We start from the raw sequence: 20,115 nt of genomic DNA, 5'->3' as shown, positions 1-20,115 counted from the left end.
AAACCAAGATATACAAATTATCTATTGTAGGCAGTTTTTTATCCCGCTATTTGTGGGCAGTAATACTCCCGCCTCAAAATTCAGCAAAAGTATTGTCTAACTCTAGCGGCCAGAATCTCTGGTCGTTTCACCCCCTCGGACGAGGCAAAAAGCGCCTCTCCGTCCTGTGCGTGGGCGTCCTGCGATTCTGAGCGAGCCGCTTCCGCTTTTCTTTATAAGTTGCTGTTATGCAGAACAAAATATGACCGCTTCTACGCACGGCCAGATGCTCTTGTCCCCCTAAAAAGAAAGGGGTTTTATGTCATTTTTTCAATTTGTATGTATATATAAAGGAATCCTTTGTGAGGAGGACATAGTGTGGAGAAATTGTTAGAGACTCGCAGTCTTTGTGTTTCGTTTGGAGAACATCATGTTATTAAAGACGTAAATTTGATGATACCAAAAGGAAAATTTATTTCCGTTATTGGACCAAACGGAGCAGGGAAAACTACCCTTTTTAATTTGTTAAGTGGTCAACTTTCTCCGACGAAAGGAGAGATTTATTTTAAGGAACGTGACATTACAAAACTATCGATTCCAGATCGAACACGTCTTGGTATGGGACGCTCTTTTCAGCTTACGAACATTTTTCCAGAATTAACGGTTCTTGAAAATGTTCGGCTTGGTGTACAGTCTTATACAAAAGATTATTATCGTTTCTTCCCGCGATTATCACGATATAAGCAGCAACAAGAAGAAGCACGCCATTTACTTGAGTCTGTGTTGCTGAACGAAAAGGAAGAAGTACTTGCAAAAGATTTAGCTCATGGAGAAAAGCGAAAATTGGAACTTGCAATGCTTTTAGCACTTAAAACAGACATGCTGTTGTTAGATGAACCAACAGCTGGTATTTCTATTGAAGAAGTTCCCGCTATTCTACAAGTGATTGAAAATATAAAAAATGATCGTGAAAAAACGATTGTGTTAATTGAGCACAAAATGGATATGGTTCTTCATTTATCTGATCATCTCGTTGTGTTATTTCAAGGGGAGTTATTAGCTGAAGGGTTACCAGAAGAGATTATGAAGGATGAGCGTGTGCAAACTGCCTATTTAGGAGGATTATATAGTGACGCTATTAAAAGTGGATAATATCGAAACGTATTTAGATCAGTTTCATATTTTACAAGGTGTTTCTTTTGAAGTAGAGAAAGGGACAATTACAGTCTTATTTGGAAGAAACGGAGCAGGGAAAACGACAACGCTGCGCTCTATTATGGGATTTCACACAATTTCTAACGGAGCTGTTTATTTCGGCGGTGAGAAAGTAAATGGGCTATCAACACATATGATTTCTCGAAAAGGTATGGGGTATGTACCGGAAAATCAAGGGATATTTTCCGACTTAACGGTTGAAGAAACATTTGCTCTTGCTCAAACGAAAAAAAATGAAGAAACCGATGACAAAGTGGAATGGATGCTGGATCTTTTTCCAGACTTAAAACAATTTTGGCAGAAAAAGAGTGGGTTATTAAGTGGAGGACAAAAGCAAATGCTTGCTATCGCAAGGGCCTACATCAATAGTGAAGGCTTGCTGCTTATTGATGAGCCTAGTAAAGGTTTGTCACCAATCATGATTGAGAAGCTGATGATCTCAATTTTAAAAATGAAGGAAAAAACAACTGTTTTACTTGTCGAACAAAACTTTATGATGGCCAGTCAAATTGGTGATTATTTTTACATTATGGATAATGGGAAAATTGTGCATAATGGTTCGATGAGTGAGTTGAAGGAAAATAAGGAAACGTGCCATAAATATTTAGGGATTTCTTAACCTTTATATAGGTGAGGTGAAAAATGTGGATGTGTTAGTTAATTTATTTGTAAATGGTGTTTCGACGGGGGTGCTTATTTTCTTATTAGCATCTGGCTTAACGCTCATTTTCGGTTTGATGGACGTTCTTAATTTCGCTCATGGCGGGCTATTTGCATGGGGCGCTTTTACTGGGGTGTGGCTGTTTCATGTAACAGGCAGTTACATGTTTGCATTAATTGGTGCGATTGTGATCGGTATGTTTCTTGGCTTGATATTAGAAAGGTTTCTCATTCGTCCTGTTTATGGAAATCATGTTCGTCAGCTGTTAGTTACACTTGGTGGCATGCTTGTGCTTAGTGAATGTATAAAAGTATTTTGGGGACCAAATCCGATAGGAGCTAAATTACCGAATTGGTTACAAGGAAGTTTTACATTTGATGGGATCATATTAATCAAGTATCGTTTATTTGTTATTTTAATCGGTGTATTAGTTTACATCGGATTTATATTGTTACTTCGGAAAACGAAAATTGGGCTCATGATTCGTGCTGGTGTAATGGATAAAGAGATGGTGCAAGCACTTGGAATTAATGTGAAGGCCATCTTTTCTTTTGTGTTTTTATTAGGAGCTGGAATGGCGGCGTTAGGTGGGTTTCTTCTTGCGCCTTATTCGGGTGTTATTTTTGCCGAAATGGGAATGCAGTATGCTATTTTAGCTTTTATCGTTGTAATCATTGGTGGATTAGGTAGTGTGCAAGGTTCTGTAATTGCATCCTTAATTGTTGGCTTGGCAGGGGCCTTTACAGCCTATTATGTCCCGGATTTATCACTTGCGATAAACATGTTAATGCTGTTATTTGTCTTATTAGTTAAGCCAACAGGAATTGTCAGTGAAAAGGGGTGAGACTGTTATGAACACATTATCTAATCGGGTTAGTTTATATTTTGGAGGTGCAGTTTTTTTCTTTTTCATAATATTTCCTTTTATAAATGATTCGAGGAGCATGTTAATCTTGTTTACACAAATTTTCATCTTCGCAATCTTCGCGATGAGTTTTGATATTCTATTAGGCTATACGGGAATTGTTTCGTTTGGACATTGTATGTTCTTTGGAATCGGTGCTTATTGTGTCGCACTCTTATTCGATCGACAAGAGGCATCACTATCGAGTTTTTTAATGGGGGTTATATTAGCAGTCACTTTATCAGCGGTTATTAGTTATATGATTGGTATACTTTCCTTACGATTAAAAAGTCACTTTTATGCGATGCTAACACTGGCGATTTCTCAATTAATCTTTGTGCTCGCTGAAAAGTGGAGAACCGTCACGCATGGGGGAGATGGTTTTACATTTCGTGTACCTGATATATTTCGAGATCGCTTCACATTTTACTATATAACATTAATAAGTTTAGTGATTATTTTTCTATTACTACAACTGTTTACGAAATCTTCAATTGGAAAAGTATTGAAAGCGATTTCGCAAAATGAACAACGTGTGGAGGCACTTGGTTATAAAATTCTTCACTATAAAGTAATTGCGAGTGTGGTAGCTGGAATTGTGGCATCTGTGAGCGGTGCATTATTTGTTATTACACTCCGATTTGTAAATACGACTGTTTTCTCAATTGATATGACGCTGAATGCTTTATTAATGACAACAATCGGTGGCATTGGGACATTAGTAGGAGGGATAATAGGGGCAGGAATCATTGAATCTATGAAATACTATTTATCAGAGCTTGCTTCGCAGTATCCAATCTTTGAACGATGGACAATTTTTCTTGGCTTATTGTATATCATCGTCTTATTAGGTCTCCCAACAGGTATGCTAGGAACAGTTAGGAAGCTGGTGAACTGGAAACGACATAAGAAAAAAGAGAAGAAGGAGCAAATTGAGCATAGTGTTTAATGCAATAGAAAACGGACTCTTTCTAACGTGTTCTTAAATTCACTCTTATATAGAGATGGGCGTGTGAAAATGAACTATTTTGTTATTTTGTTTACACAAGGTGAAAATTGGGAGCAAGGAAAACACATTTGGGAACAGGATTTAGAAGAACATAAAGTATATTGGGCCCAGCACAGAACGGAAAAAGTGGTAGCTGGAGGTCCTTTCATCGATGATACTGGCGGCATGATTATTTTGGAAGTAGAAAGTCTTGAAGAAGCTAAAGAATTAGCGAGTTGTGATCCTGCCGTTTCTAACAACATATTTCACGCGAATGTTCATCCATGGCATCCTATTTCAAAGAAATTTTAGGATGCTAGTATAGAAAAAAGAGACGAAATGATAGATTTCTAAAGATGCTATTATCGTTATATGTTTTATGGGAATAATTAATATGATGAAAACACACAATCATATTCTTGATGATACGATTGTGTGTTTTTTATTTTTCAACATATAGGATTGCTACCTTTTTTGGTTTTAAAACGTTGCGCGTGGCAGGAAAAGGCCCTGACCGCTTCTATACATAGCCAGTCCTTCTCAGACCATTTAAAAAGATGCTTTTCTGTAGGCTTTTCATAGAGTACTGAGTAGCAACAAATTTAATTTATAAAATGAAATATCTTTATCTCCAATTTAGATAGTCGAATTTTACAACATGAAATGTTATGATGCCATTAAGATAGAATAAGTTTGGAAGGGGTCTAGAAATAACGAATATGGATAAAGAAAAACAACAATTGAGCGTTGAAGTTGCAAGGTTATATTACCAATCCGATTATAGTCAACAAGAAATTGCAAATAAATTGAATATTTCAAGGCCGACTATTTCCAGGTTGTTAAAGTATGCAAAAGAAAAAGGGTTTGTTCAAATTCAAATTGCTGATCCATTTGCTGATTTAGATAATGTAGGAAATCTGCTTAAAGAAAAATATCATTTATTAGAGGCACATGTCGTATTTTCTCCAATACCAGAATATACGGTCATTACGGAGTATATTAGCAAGTTTGCTGCTGAGTATATGGAGAAGACCGTTACAAATGGTGATATTGTTGGTGTGAGTTGGGGAACGACTATGTATGAAGTTTCTAGAAAAATTATTCCTCAGCATGTGAAGGGAGTGGAAGTGGTCCAATTAAAAGGAGGCATTAGCCATTCAAGTGTAAATACGTATGCAAATGAAACAATAACCTTATTTGCAGATGCCTTTCAAACAACTCCAAGAAATCTCCCTCTTCCAGTAATATTTGATAATGCAGTGACAAAGGAATCAGTAGAGCAGGATCGACATATTCATCATATTATTGAGATGGGAAAACAAGCTAATATAGCTATTTTTACTGTCGGAACTGTTAGGGATGAGGCTTTATTATTCCGATTAGGCTACTTAAACCAAGCTGAGATGAACATATTAAAAGAAAAAGCAGTTGGTGACATTTGTTCACGTTTCTTTGATGAAAATGGAAATATTTGTAGTGAGGAAATAAATAGGCGCACAATTGGCATTGATTTAGAGGAACTGCGCTTAAAAAAGCGGTCAATTCTAGTTGCAGGAGGAGCTAGAAAAGTAAAGGCAATTGACGGTGCGTTAAGAGGCGGATATGCGAATGTGTTGATTATTGATCAACATACTGCAAAAGAATTGTTACATTATCAAAAAGGTTAGGAACAGGAGATCTCTCAAAAATTCATTTGAGAGATCTTTTTTTTTAGAGCTGTGAACAAAATTTCAAAAGTGTGTTTACATTTGTTCAAACAAGAGTTAGAATGAAGTTGTTAAAAGATATAAGGAGTGAAGAAAATGAACATTGCAAAGTTAATTGATCATACAGTTTTGAAACCGGATACTAAAAAAGAAGACGTTATGAAAGTTTTAGAAGAAGCAAAGAAATATAATTTCGCTTCTGTTTGTATTAATCCTACATGGGTAAAATTAGCTGCTGAAGAATTAGCAGGGCATGACGTAGATGTTTGCACAGTTATTGGATTCCCTTTAGGTGCAAACACAACTGAGACAAAAGTATTTGAAACAAAAGATGTGATTGCAAAAGGTGCTACTGAAGTAGATATGGTAATCAATGTCGGTGCTTTAAAAGATGGAGATAATGAATTAGTAGAAAAGGATATTTATGAAGTTGTACAAGCTGCAAAAGGAAAAGCGCTTGTAAAAGTTATCATTGAAACTTGTTTATTAACAGATGAAGAAAAAGTTCGTGCATGTCAATTAGCAGTAAAAGCTGGTACTGACTTTGTAAAAACTTCAACTGGATTCTCAACTGGCGGGGCAACTGCAGAAGATATTGCATTAATGCGTAAAACTGTTGGAGAAAACGTTGGCGTGAAAGCATCTGGTGGAGTTCGCACAAGAGAAGATGCAGAGAAAATGGTGAAAGCTGGCGCTTCTAGAATTGGAGCAAGTGCTAGTGTTGCAATTGTGCTAAATGACACAAATAGCGGTTCAGGTACTTATTAATCTTTAAAAAGGTGCAAGTAATAGATACACAAATTGTTGAAAGGCATAGTGTATCTATTGCTTTAACACTTAAAAAATATGTAAGCGGATACGAAAGGGAGGGAGAATGTTATGAAGTACTTAATTGGTATTCTAGGTCTCGTTATTATTTTAGGTATCGCATGGCTTGCTAGTAATAATCGAAGTAAAGTAAAATTCCGTCCTATTATAACAATGATTGTTCTGCAATTTATTCTAGGATTTTTGCTATTAAATACAAGCGTAGGGAACATCCTAATAAGTGGCATCGCAGATGGATTTGGACAATTGTTAAAATACGCTGCTGATGGTGTCAATTTTGTATTTGGCGGTTTAGCAAATAAAAATGAGTTTTCATTCTTTTTAGGCGTATTAATGCCAATTGTATTTATCTCAGTTTTAATTGGTATTTTACAACATATTAAGGTATTGCCATTCATTGTGAAATACCTAGGTCTCGTTTTAAGTAAAGTAAATGGAATGGGAAAACTTGAATCATATAACGCTGTAGCTTCAGCTATTTTAGGGCAGTCAGAGGTATTCATCTCTGTTAAGAAACAGTTAGGGTTATTGAGTGAAAGAAGATTATATACTCTATGTGCGTCTGCAATGTCAACGGTGTCGATGTCTATAGTGGGATCGTATATGGTTCTTTTAAAACCAGAGTATGTTGTAACCGCTTTAGTGTTAAACCTGTTCGGTGGCTTTATTATTGCCTCTATTATTAATCCGTATGAGGTTACTGAGGAAGAAGACATTTTAGAAGTACAAGAAGAAGAGAAAAAAACCTTTTTTGAAGTGCTAGGGGAATATATTATAGATGGTTTTAAAGTTGCGATGACTGTAGCTGCTATGCTAATTGGATTCGTTGCTTTAATCACTTTCATTAACGCTATTTTTAAAGGAGCAATCGGAATCTCATTCCAAGAAATTCTTGGATATGTATTTGCCCCATTTGCTTTTATTGTAGGGATTCCATGGCATGAAGCTGTTGACGCTGGTAGTATCATGGCAACAAAACTCGTGTCGAATGAATTTGTAGCGATGACAAATTTGGCTCAAGGGAATTTTCATTTTACAGGAAGAACAACTGCTATCTTATCAGTATTTCTTGTTTCATTTGCAAACTTTTCTTCTATCGGCATTATCGCTGGGGCTGTTAAAAGTTTACATGAAAAACAAGGAAATGTTGTCGCAAGATTTGGGTTGAAATTACTGTTCGGGGCAACACTAGTAAGCTTTTTATCAGCGGCTATTGTTGGCTTAATATATTAAGGGTTTAGCAGGATTAATTAAAATAAAAAGGATTGGTGATCAAGATGAGAATGGTAGATATAATCGCGAAAAAACGTGACGGTAAAGAACTAACAACAGAAGAAATTCAATTTTTTATTAAAGGATATACAGATGGAACAATTCCTGATTATCAAGTGAGTGCACTTGCGATGGCTATCTTTTTCCAAGATATGTCTGACCGTGAACGTGCAGATTTAACAATGGCGATGGTTGAATCTGGAGAAACGATCGATTTATCAGAGATTGAAGGGGTTAAAGTAGATAAACATTCAACTGGCGGTGTTGGTGATACAACAACATTAGTTTTAGGGCCGTTAGTGGCAGCTTTAGATGTACCTGTTGCGAAAATGTCTGGGCGTGGTTTAGGACATACAGGTGGAACAATTGATAAATTAGAAGCAGTAGAAGGTTTCCACGTTGAAATTACGAAAGAACAATTCATTGACATCGTAAACCGTGATAAAGTTGCAGTAATTGGACAAACTGGGAATTTAACACCTGCTGATAAAAAGATATATGCTTTGCGTGATGTGACAGGAACGGTAAACTCAATTCCATTAATCGCAAGTTCTATTATGAGTAAAAAAATCGCAGCTGGTGCTGATGCAATTGTCCTTGATGTGAAAACAGGTGCAGGTGCATTTATGAAAACAGAAGAAGATGCGATTGAATTAGCTCATGCAATGGTGCGAATCGGAAACAATGTTGGTCGTCAAACAATGGCTGTTATCTCCGATATGTCACAACCTCTTGGATTTGCAATTGGTAATGCGCTTGAAGTGAAAGAAGCAATTGATACATTAAAAGGAGAAGGTCCAGAAGATTTAACAGAATTGGTGCTTGTATTAGGAAGCCAAATGGTTGTACTTGCTAAAAAAGCAAATACGTTAGAAGAAGCACGTGAAATGTTGAAAGAAGTCATGAAAAATGGAAAAGCAATTGAAAAGTTCAAACAATTCTTAAGCAATCAAGGTGGAGACAGTTCGATTGTCGATCAGCCAGAAAAATTACCACAAGCGAAATATGTAATTGATGTTCCAGCTAAAACTTCAGGTGTTGTATCTAACATTGTTGCAGACGAAATTGGTATTACTGCGATGCTACTAGGTGCAGGACGAGCAACAAAAGAAGATGAAATTGACTTAGCTGTTGGCTTAATGCTACGTAAAAAAGTTGGTGACGCTGTAAAAGAAGGCGAGCCATTAGTTACGATTTATGCAAATCGCGAAGATGTTGAAGAAGTAAAAGCGAAAATCTATGAAAATATTTCTATTTCAGAAAAAGCTGAAGCTCCAAAATTAATTTACACTGTGATTACTGATTAATAGAATTACATTTACTTTGAGGAGGAATTGATATGAATAAACAAAAATATATTGAAGAAGCAAATAAGATGTTATCAAAAGCTTATATTCCGTATTCAAAGTTCCCTGTCGGAGCAGCACTTGTTACGAAAGAAGGTAAAATTTATACAGGCTGTAACATAGAAAATGCATCTTACGGTTTATGTAATTGTGCTGAAAGAACAGCGATATTTAAAGCAGTGTCAGAAGGAGAACGTGATTTCAGTTATTTAGTAATAACAGGTAATACGAATGGACCTATTTCACCATGCGGAGCTTGCAGACAAGTTATTGCAGAATTTTGTGACCCGCAAATGCCAGTATTATTGACGAATCAAAAAGGTGATGAAAAAGAAGTAACAGTTGAACAACTGTTGCCAGGTGCATTTTCGATAGATGATTTAAAATAAGTATTATATGATTTGAAAATTATAAATGGAATTTTTTTCTAATTGAACTATACCTCGAGTCGTGGACGTTAAAAAGTCTATGGTTCGGGGTTTTTGTATGTTTTTTTATATTCAAGTCTATTTTTAGGAAACTATGTAGAAAGTTATAATTTAAAATACAGGTATTTACTTCTATATCAAAGCTTATTTGTTCACACAACATAAGTTCATTTTAATTTTTCACATATAAGTTACGGATATGCAGAATAACAGACAATTTGCATTCTCCTTATTTCTGTAGAAAGGGTATAATAAAATGGAAGAAGTAGACATTAAAAGGGATTGCTTTGTATTGATGTAGAAATACATAATTACCACTCCATTTTAAATTTTGTCTGATATAAAAAAGATAAGAGACGGTGATACGATGACGAAGAAAGAAAGAATAGAAGCAGGATGGAGCTTTGATAACAGTTATGCCCGTCTACCGGAATCGTTTTTTTCGAGTCTCAGTCCAAATCCTGTTCGCTCACCGAAATTGACTATACTCAATCATTCGTTGGCAACATCATTGGGATTGAATGTCGAGGAACTAGAAAGTGATGAAGGGGTAGCAGTACTTGCAGGAAACCAGATTCCTGAAGGTGCGTTCCCTCTTGCTCAAGCATATGCAGGTCATCAATTCGGGCACTTTAACAGGTTAGGGGACGGCAGGGCTTTACTACTTGGCGAGCAAATAACGCCTTTAGATGAAAGGTTTGATATTCATCTGAAAGGTTCTGGTCGAACACCTTACTCCCGTAGGGGAGATGGACGAGCGGCATTAGGGCCAATGTTACGCGAATATATTATTAGCGAAGCAATGCATGCGCTTGGCATTGCTACTACACGCAGTCTAGCAGTAGTGACAACCGGTGAATCAATCATTCGTGAAACGGAACAACCTGGTGCAATTCTCACTCGTGTGGCTGCAAGTCATTTGCGCGTTGGTACCTTTCAGTATGTGGCGCGGTGGGGGACTGATGAAGAGCTCCAAATTTTAGCCGACTATACTTTACAGCGACATTATCCAGGCGGTGAGACGGCTGAAAATCGCTATCTTTTCCTGCTTGAGGAAGTGATTCAGCGTCAAGCTTCGTTGATTGCAAAGTGGCAACTTGTTGGCTTTATTCACGGAGTGATGAATACCGATAATATGACTATAAGCGGAGAAACAATTGATTACGGTCCTTGCGCCTTCATGGATACTTATAATCCGGAAACAGTATTCAGCTCCATTGATATTCAAGGGCGCTATGCTTATGGCAACCAGCCATATATTAGTGGGTGGAATCTTGCAAGATTTGCTGAAACCTTATTACCACTATTGCATAGTGATTATGAAAAGGCCATTCGAATGGCCCAGGATGCCATTTTAAACTTTAACGAGTTGTATGATGCTAACTGGCTTGCGGGAATGAGAGCGAAATTAGGGATATTTAACGAAGAAGTACAGGATAAAGCCCTTTTTGAAGATCTCCTTACTATTATGGAGAAGTATCGTGCGGACTATACGAATACCTTCCGTGCGTTAACTTTTGATAAGCTTGAGGATATGGCTTTGTTTGAGACTACAGAGTTTGCCGAGTGGCATGTAAGGTGGCAGGAAAGACTAGGGAGACAGGAAGAATCGAAGGCTTCCTCACAATTATTGATGCGAAAAAGCAATCCGGCGATAATCCCTCGGAACCACAGGGTAGAAGAAGCCTTGGAAGCAGCAGTGAATTGCGGGGATTACAGCGTAATGGAGCGTCTTCTTACTGTCCTCTCAAATCCTTACGCGCACTCCCCAGAACAAGATGAGTACGCTACACTGCCTGTGCCATCATCCCGTCCTTACCGAACTTTTTGCGGCACATGATATAGAAGTAGTAAGGATAGTGCTTTCTACAATTATGATAAAGTGAAACTTTAATAAGTGGGGGGGGTTCTTCATCCCCCACTTATTATTAGTTGAACCAATCGGGCTTTTACGGGCAGTTTATCTCCCGCCTAGCCTCTTTGCTGTCGCTGAATTTTGAGGTGGGAGTATTACTGCCCGTTAATGCGGGATAAAGCTTTGTTATAGTTTAGATTCGGATAAAATAATGCTACTTCTTGGTTTGAAGTAGCATTATTTTAATTTGTTTTTAGTAGGGGTCACAGACTTCTGCTTTTAATTTTTCTGGAATGATAATGAAATAACCGTTTTCATCAATAGCAATCAAATTCCTTCTTTTTAACTGATTAATTGTGCGACTAATTGTTTCTCTTGATGTGCCAATCATATTGGCGAGTTCCCGATTCGTAAACTGGGTCGTTAAAGTATATGTACCATTCATTTCTACACCATTTGACCTACATAAACGAAGCAATAACATAATAATTTGTTCGTAAGTATCGTGAAGAATTTGTTCTTCTAATCTGTTCTGAAGATCCACAATTTTTTCTCCAAGAACCTTAAACATTTTAATACATAATTCAGGATGCTGAATCAAAATTTTCTCGAAATCAGCAATTGGAGTAACGATCAATTGTGCAGTCTCGAGTATTTCAGCATGTGCTGGGAAGGTACCTTTTTGGAAAAAGCCAGCATGAGGAAACATTTCTCCAGCTTGAAGTACAGAAACAATTTGTTCTTTTCCGGCTGCATCTGTTTTTTGAATTTTTACTTTACCTGAGTGGATAAAAAACACGCGATCAAGTGTGTCGCCCTGCATAAATACAAATGATTTTTCCTTATACATTCGTAATTGTGAAATATCTACAATAGGCTGAAGTTCTTCTTCTGAGAGTTCTTTAAAGAGAGGGACTTCCTGTAAATGTTTTTTTATCATTTTCGCTTTCATATATACAACTCCTTAATAATTCAAGATATATTCTTATAATAAAGTTATATCAATTTTTTAAATGAAGCAGTGATAAAAATCATATTTGTGAGAAAGTTAAACTTTAATCAGTAACAGAAAAGTACATAAGAAATAGAACATAAGCAAAAAGTGCTTATGTTCTATTTTTTACGTATAAGCGGTATCTATTTAAGAAATTTTTTATTTGTTCAAGATCAAAAAATGTTGTTTTTGAACCTTAATTTGATATCTGTAGATTGTACTTAAGCCTTTGCAATTGCACGCGGGAACAAAATATTATTTTCTAAATGAATGTGCTGGAATAAATCGGATTCAAGAGCTGCAAGTCGTTGATAGACAAGACGATAAGTACCGCAAGCTCCTTCTGGAGGAGTAAAGTCATTCGTAATGTTACGAAGTTCTTTTATAATATCACCAGCATGACTATGCTCACTTTCCAGTTGTTCTACCACTTTGCTTAATTTCGCATAATTTTCATCAGTTGGATTTTGCTCAAATGCTAAAATTAACGGAAAATCTACTGTTTCTTCTTTAATTATATGCTGTTCTAATTCTGTTTTTAGTTCATGGAATAGCTTGTGAATTTGAGCTAAATGAGGCTGATTTGCTCCATGAACGCGGAGTACTTTTGTCACATATGGACTTAATTGTGGCAATTCTTCATTTAAATAGCGATGATGTTTATTCACAATATAGTCAATGAATTCACTATAATTCGCGGTTGTCCAGTCAATTTTTGATTCATTTAATACTTTTGTTTCATGATAAAGAGTATTTAAGTTTGTTATAACTTCTTCTACTGATAAATTTCTCTCATGAATTGCATCGATAAGTGGTCTGTTACCTCCACAACAAAAATCTATTCTATATGATTTGAAAAGGTCGCTTGCTTTTGGGAATTTCGTAACAATATCACCAATCACAGAAGTCTCAGTAAATACATGTTCCATATGAATGCCTCCATAAAATTTAAATTTTGTATCTAGATTAAAAATAGCAATAAATTTAAGTTTATGTAGTGATATACATCACTGATAACCTGTGAATTTCACCATACATTGTTTGTGTAATATAACTGATGCTTGTATGTATGCTAAAAGTAAGTAGAGCCTAAAAGAACTAAATATGGAAAATGAATAACGATATTTTCATAGAGCGTTATGGCACTAATGTTTCTGGGTAATTGACGGAAAATTATAACAATAATACAATGAAATAAAGTGAAACTTTAATCAGTGGGGGTTTTCTTCATCCCCCACTGATTATTAGTTGAACCAATCGGGCTTTTACGGGCAGTTTATCTCCCGCCTAACTTCTTTGCTTTCGTCGAATTTTGAGGTGGGAGTATTACTGCCCGTTAATGCGGGATAAACTGGATAGTCAGTTTGAAGGGAATTTATAGAACTTAAGGGGGATTGTTATGAAGCAATCATTTTTTACTCGCAATCGAAAAAAATTAGCAGAAACATTGCCGGATGAATCTGTTACCATTCTATTTGCTGGACAGGCGCCTTATAAGTCAGCTGATGACCATTATAAATTTGTGCCAAACCGAAACTTCTATTATATGACTGGTATTGATGAGCCGAATATTATTTTTGTGTTAAAAAAATTCGGAGATACAGTGGAAGAAGTACTTTTCATTGAAAAAGCAGATCCGGTTCTTGAAAAATGGGTAGGCAAAACGATTTCAAAAGAAGAAGCACAAACCATTTCTGGTATAAAAACGATAGTATTTTTAGAAAGCTTTGAATCATCAATAGCGCGAACATTTTTTACAGAACATGTGAAGCACGTGTATTTAGATTTGGAACGCCGTGAGTGGGCAGGGATGCAGACACGGACATTAGCATTCGCTAAGCATGTAAGAGAACATTATCCACACCTTTCAATCGGTAACGTTTATCCAAATATTTGTGAATTACGAGTGTTCAAAACTGATGAGGAGATTGAAAAGATAAAGGAAGCAATTATGGTTACAAAAGAGGGTATCTATAATGTGCTCAAGCATGCTAAAGAGGGCATGATGGAATATGAATTGGAAGCTCATTTTGATTTTACGCTAAAATCATCTGGTATTAAGCATCATGCATTCAATACGATTTTGGCAAGTGGTAAAAATGCAACCGTGCTGCATTATGAGGACAATGATTCTAAAATTAATAAAGGTGACCTAGTACTGCTTGATCTTGGAGCTCAGAAGGATTACTACAATGCTGATATCAGCTATACGTTCCCAGTGAGCGGAACATTTTCGAGTCGTCAAAAACTGATTTACAACATTGTGTTAAAGGCGTTGAGGGAAACAATTGAGCTTGTGAGACCGGGATTAAAATTCTCTGCATTAAATGAGCATACGAAAAAGGTGCTGGCGGAAGAATGTAAGAAAATTGGTTTAATCCAAGAAGACTCGGAACTCTCCAACTATTATTATCATGGAGTGAGCCATTTCCTCGGTTTAGATACTCATGATGTAGGTTCATACAAAGAGCGAGTGCTCGAGGCCGGCATGGTTATTACGGTGGAACCAGGCTTGTATATTGAAGAAGAAGCGATTGGAATTCGTATCGAAGATGATATTCTTGTTACCGAAAAAGGATATGAAAACCTGTCAAAAGACATAATCAGAACGGTTGAAGAGATTGAGAATTTTATGGGAGTATACAATCCAAACGTAAAGGATAGGCAAATCGTTGCAAAATAATAAGGAGCGCCCAATTTTGAGCGTATATATTCATGTAGTTCTAGGATTTTAAGTAACCAAATTCTTTTCGTGTAAAGAAACAAAGCACACTACTTATATATCAAGTAGCTCCTTTCACTTTTCGATATAATTTAGTTCAGCGGCTCGACTACTCGTATGTCGAATATCGTCGGAAAGTCGATATAATGTGTCGAAGCGTCGATATATTCTAAAGAACGGTCGATATAATGTGAAAAGCGTCGATATATTGCAAAGAACGGTCGATATATCGATGGACACGGAGCTGACCCAAACCTTTTGGGTCAGCTCCGTTGATTTATTATTCCGCTTATTCAGTTAAAGCCCCGTTAGTTTAGTAAACTATTTTCATTTCAGGCAATAGTGTTTTTAACTCTATTAAGTCATTTATTACCAAATCAGCCTGGGCAAGTTCATCTTCTTGTGCAAAATCAAAATTACATCCAATTGCAATCAAACCGTTATCTTTAGCTGCATGTATATCAGATAGACGGTCTCCAACTACTGCTGCCTTTTTTATATCATATTTTTTTATAATTGTTTTAACTAAATCTCCTTTATCGAGTGTTTGTATTTGTTGAATACTAAATGTTTCAGTAACCCAATTATCCAAATTATAATAACTCACAATTGCTTGTAAATATTCCGTTAAACCATTACTCGCTATGTAAATTGAACAATTATTTTCTTTTAAATAACTGAAAACTTCCTTTACATTAGGATATAAAGCGCCTTTCCCACTTCTTATGTTTTCCACTAATCTTGCCAGAAAATAAGCATCTGTTTGTTCTCTTACTTCATTGGAATGATTAGGTAACAAAGCTTCCCAAACCTTTGGTAAAGGTACACCCATAATTTCACGGTATTTATGAATAGGAGTTACTGTATTCCATAAATTTAGTGACCGTAAATGGTTAAAAGTATCATCAAGTGATAATTCTAGAATTTTTTCTGTTTGAAATAGAGTTCCATCCATATCAAAAATCAGTGATTGTAACATTGTTTTCTCTCCCTTTTTACCAGTGCTGTATAACTTAACCAATCCTTATTCAACTAATTTGACTCATCAGTTTAAGTACAAACTCTCACAGTCTATATATTAACATAAATTTACAATTATTTTTCTTGATATTCTAACTTGAAAAAGAAATCACGTTCTTTTATTACAATTACGATGGATAAAATAAGAAAAAGAACTGTTTGTATGACTTTGCTCATGGGGTGTGTTGCAAACACTTCGTTGAAAAGACCAGCCGTAATATGAAAAACGATGGCAATGATAATATTCCGTCCCGTTTTATAGTACAACCAGTTCATCAAAATCACAAAAGGAATCAGACTCAACAAAAAGTTGATAGAATATATGACTCCTGTTTCAACTAGATTACTTTGATAATAATTCTTATTGAACTAAAGTGGCAGGTGAATGTAAGTTGGCGGGTAATCGGAGAGAGTGATTACAATGGAAAAAATGCTCTACAAATGCGGGAATCTGCTGTCCAACTTCGTATTTATACAGACAGGGAATGGATCGGAAAAATGGAAAGCTAATACACAGGGCATGCACCTATAATCTTTTTAAGAATATGCTAAATCACATATAATCGAAGGGGGCTGGCTTATTATGTATGAGCATTTTGGGTTTGTAGAAAAGTGCGATACAGTTCCAATCGAATTTCCCCCGCAATACCAACCTCAGCAGCCGGGTATTGAATCTTTGATGATTCCAAGACCTATCTCCGAAAATCCTAATTATTCTGGAAGCAACAAACTATTGAACAAAGTCGCCATCATTACTGGGGGAGACAGCGGGATCGGCCGGGCTATCGCCATTGCTTTCGCAAAAGAAGGGGCGGATATTGTAATTGTTTATTTAAATGAGCATGGGGATGCATCCGAAACAAAAGACAGAGTGAACCAATTGGGCAGACAATGCCTGACCATCGCAGGTGATATTGGGGATGACGGGTTTTGTCATTATGTCGTTAAAAAGACAATGGAAGCATTTGGCCACCTTGAAATCCTGATCAATAATGCGGGAGAAGCACATACACAAGCAAGTATCAGCGACATTTCAGCAAAGCAGCTCCAACGTACGTTTCAAACAAACATTTTTTCATATTTTTATTTAACACAAGCAGCTATGCCTTATTTAAAAAATAGAAGCTCTATTATCAATACGGCTTCACTTGCCGCATACAACGGACTTGATCCCGCGATTGATTATGCCGCTTCCAAGGGAGCTGTCGTTGCATTTACCCGCTCGTTAGCATTATCAGTCATTAATCAAGGAATCCGGGTCAATGGCGTTGCTCCAGGTCCTGTATGGACCCCTCTTATCCCCTCAAGCGCTCCGCCAGAACTTTATGCAACACTAGGAAGCAATACGCCAATGAAACGTACTGCACAACCTTTTGAACTGGCACCTGCCTATGTTTATTTGGCGTCGGACGACTCCTCATATGTGACAGGACAAATCCTTCATGTAAACGGTGGCGTGATTATAAATGGATAAGAGCGAATCACTTCGATTCAAACGATATTAAACTTGCCAGCAGATTATGAAGAAATGTACTTAAAGTTACGAGTGCTTTCGTTAAATAAGGACTTAAAAATGTTCAAACCTTATTATAAAAAATTGTATTTTAGTGGAAAGAAAGACGCCATTTTGATCAATCTTTTTTCAAAATGACGTTTTTTATTTCCTGTATAAAAATTGCATAATTACTATTTAGTCTAATACTTTATTTTAATCAAACAGTAGAAAATAAGATGTACGATATATAAGGAGTTCCTATTGTGAAGGTAATAAAATTAAGCGTATAATATTAGAAGTCTATAGTAGAGCATACAGAATTGTAGGTTATACTTATATGTGAAAAATGAAGAGATATCATTGAAGCTATACTGGAATTTAGATAGGGAGTTTTAAAATGAAATTAATTATTGCCGAGAAACCAGATCAAGGTTTGGCGCTTGTTTCTCAATTCAAATATCGACGGAAAGATGGCTATTTAGAAGTAGAGGCGAATGAATTGTTTCCGAACGGGGCTTATTGTACATGGGCAATTGGTCATTTGACACAGTTATGTAACCCGGAACATTATCATGCAGAGTGGAAAAAATGGTCATTAGATACGTTGCCAATGATTCCAGAACGTTTTCAGTTTGAAGTAACAAAATCAAAGTATAAGCAATTTAATGTTGTGAAACAGCTGTTACATAATCCGCAAGTGACGGAAATTATTCATGCGGGAGATGCTGGGCGCGAAGGGGAATTAATTGTACGGAATATCATTCATCTTTGTAATGTGCAAAAACCGATGAAACGTCTTTGGATTTCTTCTTTAACGAAGCAAGCAATCTATCAAGGGTTTAAAAACTTACTTGATGAAGCAGATACGGTGAATACTTATTACGAAGCATATACACGGGCATGTGCGGACTGGGTAGTTGGAATGAATGCTTCCCGTGTTTTTAGTATTTTACTAAAGAAAAAAGGAATGAATGATGTTTTCTCCGCTGGGCGTGTGCAAACACCGACACTTGCATTAATTGTGAAACGCGAGAAAGAAATTGAAAACTTTAAATCAGAGCCATTTTGGGAAGTGTTCGCAACTTTTCATATAGAAGGAAAAAAATATGAAGGTAAGTGGGAACAAGATAATGAGTCGCGCTTAAAAGACCCAAATATGGCAAATAAAATCGCTGCATTTTGTCAAAATAAACCGGCTGAAGTGAAAGAAATGAAAACAGAGCGGAAAGAGTTTCAACCACCATTTTTATTTAACTTGTCATCTTTACAAGCAACGGCGAATAAAGCATTTAAATTTTCACCGAAGAAAACACTTGATATAACACAAGCTTTATATCAAAAAGGAATTGTCTCGTATCCACGTTCGGATTCTAACTATGTAACAGAAGGTGAAGCTGCCACATTTCCTGATATTTTACAGAAATTAAGTCAGTTTGAAGAATATAAAGATGTATTGCCAGCACCGATTCCTTCTATTATGAATAATAAGCGCTATGTAAATGAGAAAAAGGTTACAGATCACTATGCCATCATTCCGACAGAGCAAGTTACAAATCCAAGTAAACTATCTGGCGATGAAAAGAAAATTTACGATATGATTGTAAGACGTTTAATTGCGGCGCATTACGAAGCGGCTATTTTTGATTATACAACGATTACAACACTCGTTGATGGACGTGCGGAATTTATTTCAAAAGGAAAGCAGCAAATTCAAGAAGGCTGGCGCAAAGTGATTTTTCAAGATGATAAAGATGATGAAACAATTTTACCGGTTGTTGCAGAAGGAGAGCAAGGAAAGGTAACAAAGGTGAAAGTGAAAGAAGGGAAAACACAGCCACCAAAACGTTATACAGAGGGTCAACTTATTACACTTATGAAGACGGCTGGGAAGTATTTAGAAAATGAAGAGCTAGAAAAGGTGTTAAAAAAGACAGAAGGCTTAGGCACTGAAGCGACGCGCGCTGGTATTATTACGATGTTAAAAGACCGTAAGTACATTGATGTGACGAAGAACCAAGTGTATGCAACCGATAAAGGAAAAGTATTAATTACTGCAATTGGCGATAAAATATTAGCTTCTCCAGAAATGACAGCAAAATGGGAGCAGCGCCTTGCCGAAATTGGAGAGGGTACAGCTTCACCAGCAACGTTTATGGAACAAACGAAAAAGCTCTCAGCAAAAATTATTGAAGATGCAATTGAAATGTCTGAGAAATGGGATTTCACGGGGTTACATGTGGAATCTATTGAACGATCTAATTCTAAATTTACAGTCGGTAAAAAAGTTGGACAATGTAAAAAGTGTGATGGAGATGTCATTGATAAATCTACTTTTTATGGATGCTCGAACTATAATACAACGAAATGTGATTTCACAATCTCTAAAAAGATATTAGGAAAAACGATTTCACAAAAGAATATGAAGAAGCTACTAAAAGGTGAACAGACGGAGTTAATGAAAGGTTTTAAGAAGAACGATAAAACGTTTGATGCGAAGTTAGAATGGAAAGATAATAAGATTAATTTTGTGTTTGAGAAGTGAGATTGTCAAAAAATAAAAAAGTTCTTTACTAAATAAAAAAATTCTTTACTGAATAAAAAAGTCCTTTACTGAGAAAAAAACTCTGTAAAGGACTTTGTACTTTGAAAAAGCAGCATTAATTTTAAACCTTAGCACAAAGGTATGTCATTAAATTGTGCTG

At 36.3% G+C, this 20,115-nt stretch carries 17 protein-coding genes; 14 read left to right on the top strand and 3 right to left on the bottom strand.

All coding sequences use genetic code 11. The annotated features are described in order from the left end of the window. The first annotated feature begins 357 nt into the window (after window positions 1-357). From MR076_RS12335 to MR076_RS12285, 11 genes are all read left to right on the top strand, one after another. Complete coding sequence (locus MR076_RS12335; protein WP_242220933.1) at window positions 358-1,131, top strand: ABC transporter ATP-binding protein; 774 nt, start codon at window positions 358-360, stop codon at window positions 1,129-1,131. Then, on the top strand, window positions 1,109-1,813 hold the full coding sequence (locus MR076_RS12330) for a branched-chain amino acid ABC transporter ATP-binding protein (protein ID WP_242220931.1): 705 nt from the start codon (window positions 1,109-1,111) through the stop codon (window positions 1,811-1,813). The genes MR076_RS12335 and MR076_RS12330 overlap by 23 nt, the downstream gene beginning before the upstream one ends. 25 nt (window positions 1,814-1,838) lie before the next feature. Further along, window positions 1,839-2,699 (top strand): branched-chain amino acid ABC transporter permease, encoded by an 861-nt coding sequence (locus MR076_RS12325; protein ID WP_242220929.1) that lies wholly within the window; start codon window positions 1,839-1,841, stop codon window positions 2,697-2,699. A gap of 100 nt (window positions 2,700-2,799) precedes the next feature. Further along, window positions 2,800-3,708 carry a branched-chain amino acid ABC transporter permease gene (locus MR076_RS12320; protein WP_242220927.1) on the top strand — a complete coding sequence of 303 codons (909 nt, stop codon included), beginning with the start codon at window positions 2,800-2,802 and terminating at the stop codon, window positions 3,706-3,708. A 69-nt stretch (window positions 3,709-3,777) separates the two neighbouring features. Beyond that, complete coding sequence (locus tag MR076_RS12315; RefSeq protein ID WP_242221050.1) at window positions 3,778-4,059, top strand: YciI family protein; 282 nt, start codon at window positions 3,778-3,780, stop codon at window positions 4,057-4,059. 407 nt (window positions 4,060-4,466) lie between these two features. Further along, on the top strand, window positions 4,467-5,414 hold the full coding sequence (locus MR076_RS12310; protein WP_242220925.1) for a sugar-binding transcriptional regulator: 948 nt from the start codon (window positions 4,467-4,469) through the stop codon (window positions 5,412-5,414). Window positions 5,415-5,549: 135 nt separating this feature from the next. Then, window positions 5,550-6,221, top strand: coding sequence for a deoxyribose-phosphate aldolase (deoC, locus tag MR076_RS12305; protein ID WP_242220923.1), 672 nt, complete (start codon window positions 5,550-5,552; stop codon window positions 6,219-6,221). A gap of 111 nt (window positions 6,222-6,332) precedes the next feature. Next, on the top strand, window positions 6,333-7,514 hold the full coding sequence (locus MR076_RS12300; protein WP_242220921.1) for a NupC/NupG family nucleoside CNT transporter: 1,182 nt from the start codon (window positions 6,333-6,335) through the stop codon (window positions 7,512-7,514). A gap of 44 nt (window positions 7,515-7,558) precedes the next feature. Then, window positions 7,559-8,860 carry a pyrimidine-nucleoside phosphorylase gene (locus MR076_RS12295; protein ID WP_242220919.1) on the top strand — a complete coding sequence of 434 codons (1,302 nt, stop codon included), beginning with the start codon at window positions 7,559-7,561 and terminating at the stop codon, window positions 8,858-8,860. Between the two features lie 32 nt (window positions 8,861-8,892). Further along, window positions 8,893-9,288 carry a cytidine deaminase gene (locus tag MR076_RS12290; RefSeq protein ID WP_242220916.1) on the top strand — a complete coding sequence of 132 codons (396 nt, stop codon included), beginning with the start codon at window positions 8,893-8,895 and terminating at the stop codon, window positions 9,286-9,288. Between the two features lie 406 nt (window positions 9,289-9,694). After that, complete coding sequence (locus MR076_RS12285; protein ID WP_242220914.1) at window positions 9,695-11,167, top strand: protein adenylyltransferase SelO; 1,473 nt, start codon at window positions 9,695-9,697, stop codon at window positions 11,165-11,167. 268 nt (window positions 11,168-11,435) lie between these two features. Here the strand turns inward: MR076_RS12285 and MR076_RS12280 are convergent, their stop codons facing one another. Both MR076_RS12280 and ric read right to left on the bottom strand, forming a co-directional pair. Beyond that, window positions 11,436-12,134, bottom strand: coding sequence for a Crp/Fnr family transcriptional regulator (locus tag MR076_RS12280; protein ID WP_242220912.1), 699 nt, complete (start codon window positions 12,132-12,134; stop codon window positions 11,436-11,438). A gap of 263 nt (window positions 12,135-12,397) precedes the next feature. Then, the gene (gene ric / locus MR076_RS12275; RefSeq protein WP_242220909.1) at window positions 12,398-13,105 is read right to left on the bottom strand and encodes an iron-sulfur cluster repair di-iron protein; all 708 of its coding nucleotides are present in this window, start codon (window positions 13,103-13,105) and stop codon (window positions 12,398-12,400) included. A 470-nt stretch (window positions 13,106-13,575) separates the two neighbouring features. Here ric and MR076_RS12270 point away from each other — a divergent pair, with 470 nt between their 5' ends. Further along, entirely contained in the window at window positions 13,576-14,859 is a 1,284-nt protein-coding gene (locus MR076_RS12270; protein WP_242220907.1) for an aminopeptidase P family protein, read from the top strand. A 352-nt stretch (window positions 14,860-15,211) separates the two neighbouring features. Here the strand turns inward: MR076_RS12270 and MR076_RS12265 are convergent, their stop codons facing one another. After that, window positions 15,212-15,877 carry an HAD family hydrolase gene (locus MR076_RS12265; RefSeq protein ID WP_242220905.1) on the bottom strand — a complete coding sequence of 222 codons (666 nt, stop codon included), beginning with the start codon at window positions 15,875-15,877 and terminating at the stop codon, window positions 15,212-15,214. A gap of 624 nt (window positions 15,878-16,501) precedes the next feature. On the opposite strand from MR076_RS12265, the gene MR076_RS12260 reads away from it, so the two are divergent. Then, window positions 16,502-17,392 (top strand): SDR family oxidoreductase, encoded by an 891-nt coding sequence (locus tag MR076_RS12260; RefSeq protein ID WP_242220903.1) that lies wholly within the window; start codon window positions 16,502-16,504, stop codon window positions 17,390-17,392. A 418-nt stretch (window positions 17,393-17,810) separates the two neighbouring features. After that, on the top strand, window positions 17,811-19,955 hold the full coding sequence (gene topB / locus MR076_RS12255; protein ID WP_242220901.1) for a DNA topoisomerase III: 2,145 nt from the start codon (window positions 17,811-17,813) through the stop codon (window positions 19,953-19,955). Window positions 19,956-20,115 lie beyond the last annotated feature (160 nt).

The organism is Bacillus cereus group sp. BfR-BA-01380 (assembly GCF_022663535.1).
GTDB lineage: Bacteria > Bacillota > Bacilli > Bacillales > Bacillaceae_G > Bacillus_A > Bacillus_A cereus_BB.
The sequence above is the reverse complement of the archived record's forward strand: the minus strand, read 5'-3'. Positions and strand labels throughout refer to the sequence as shown.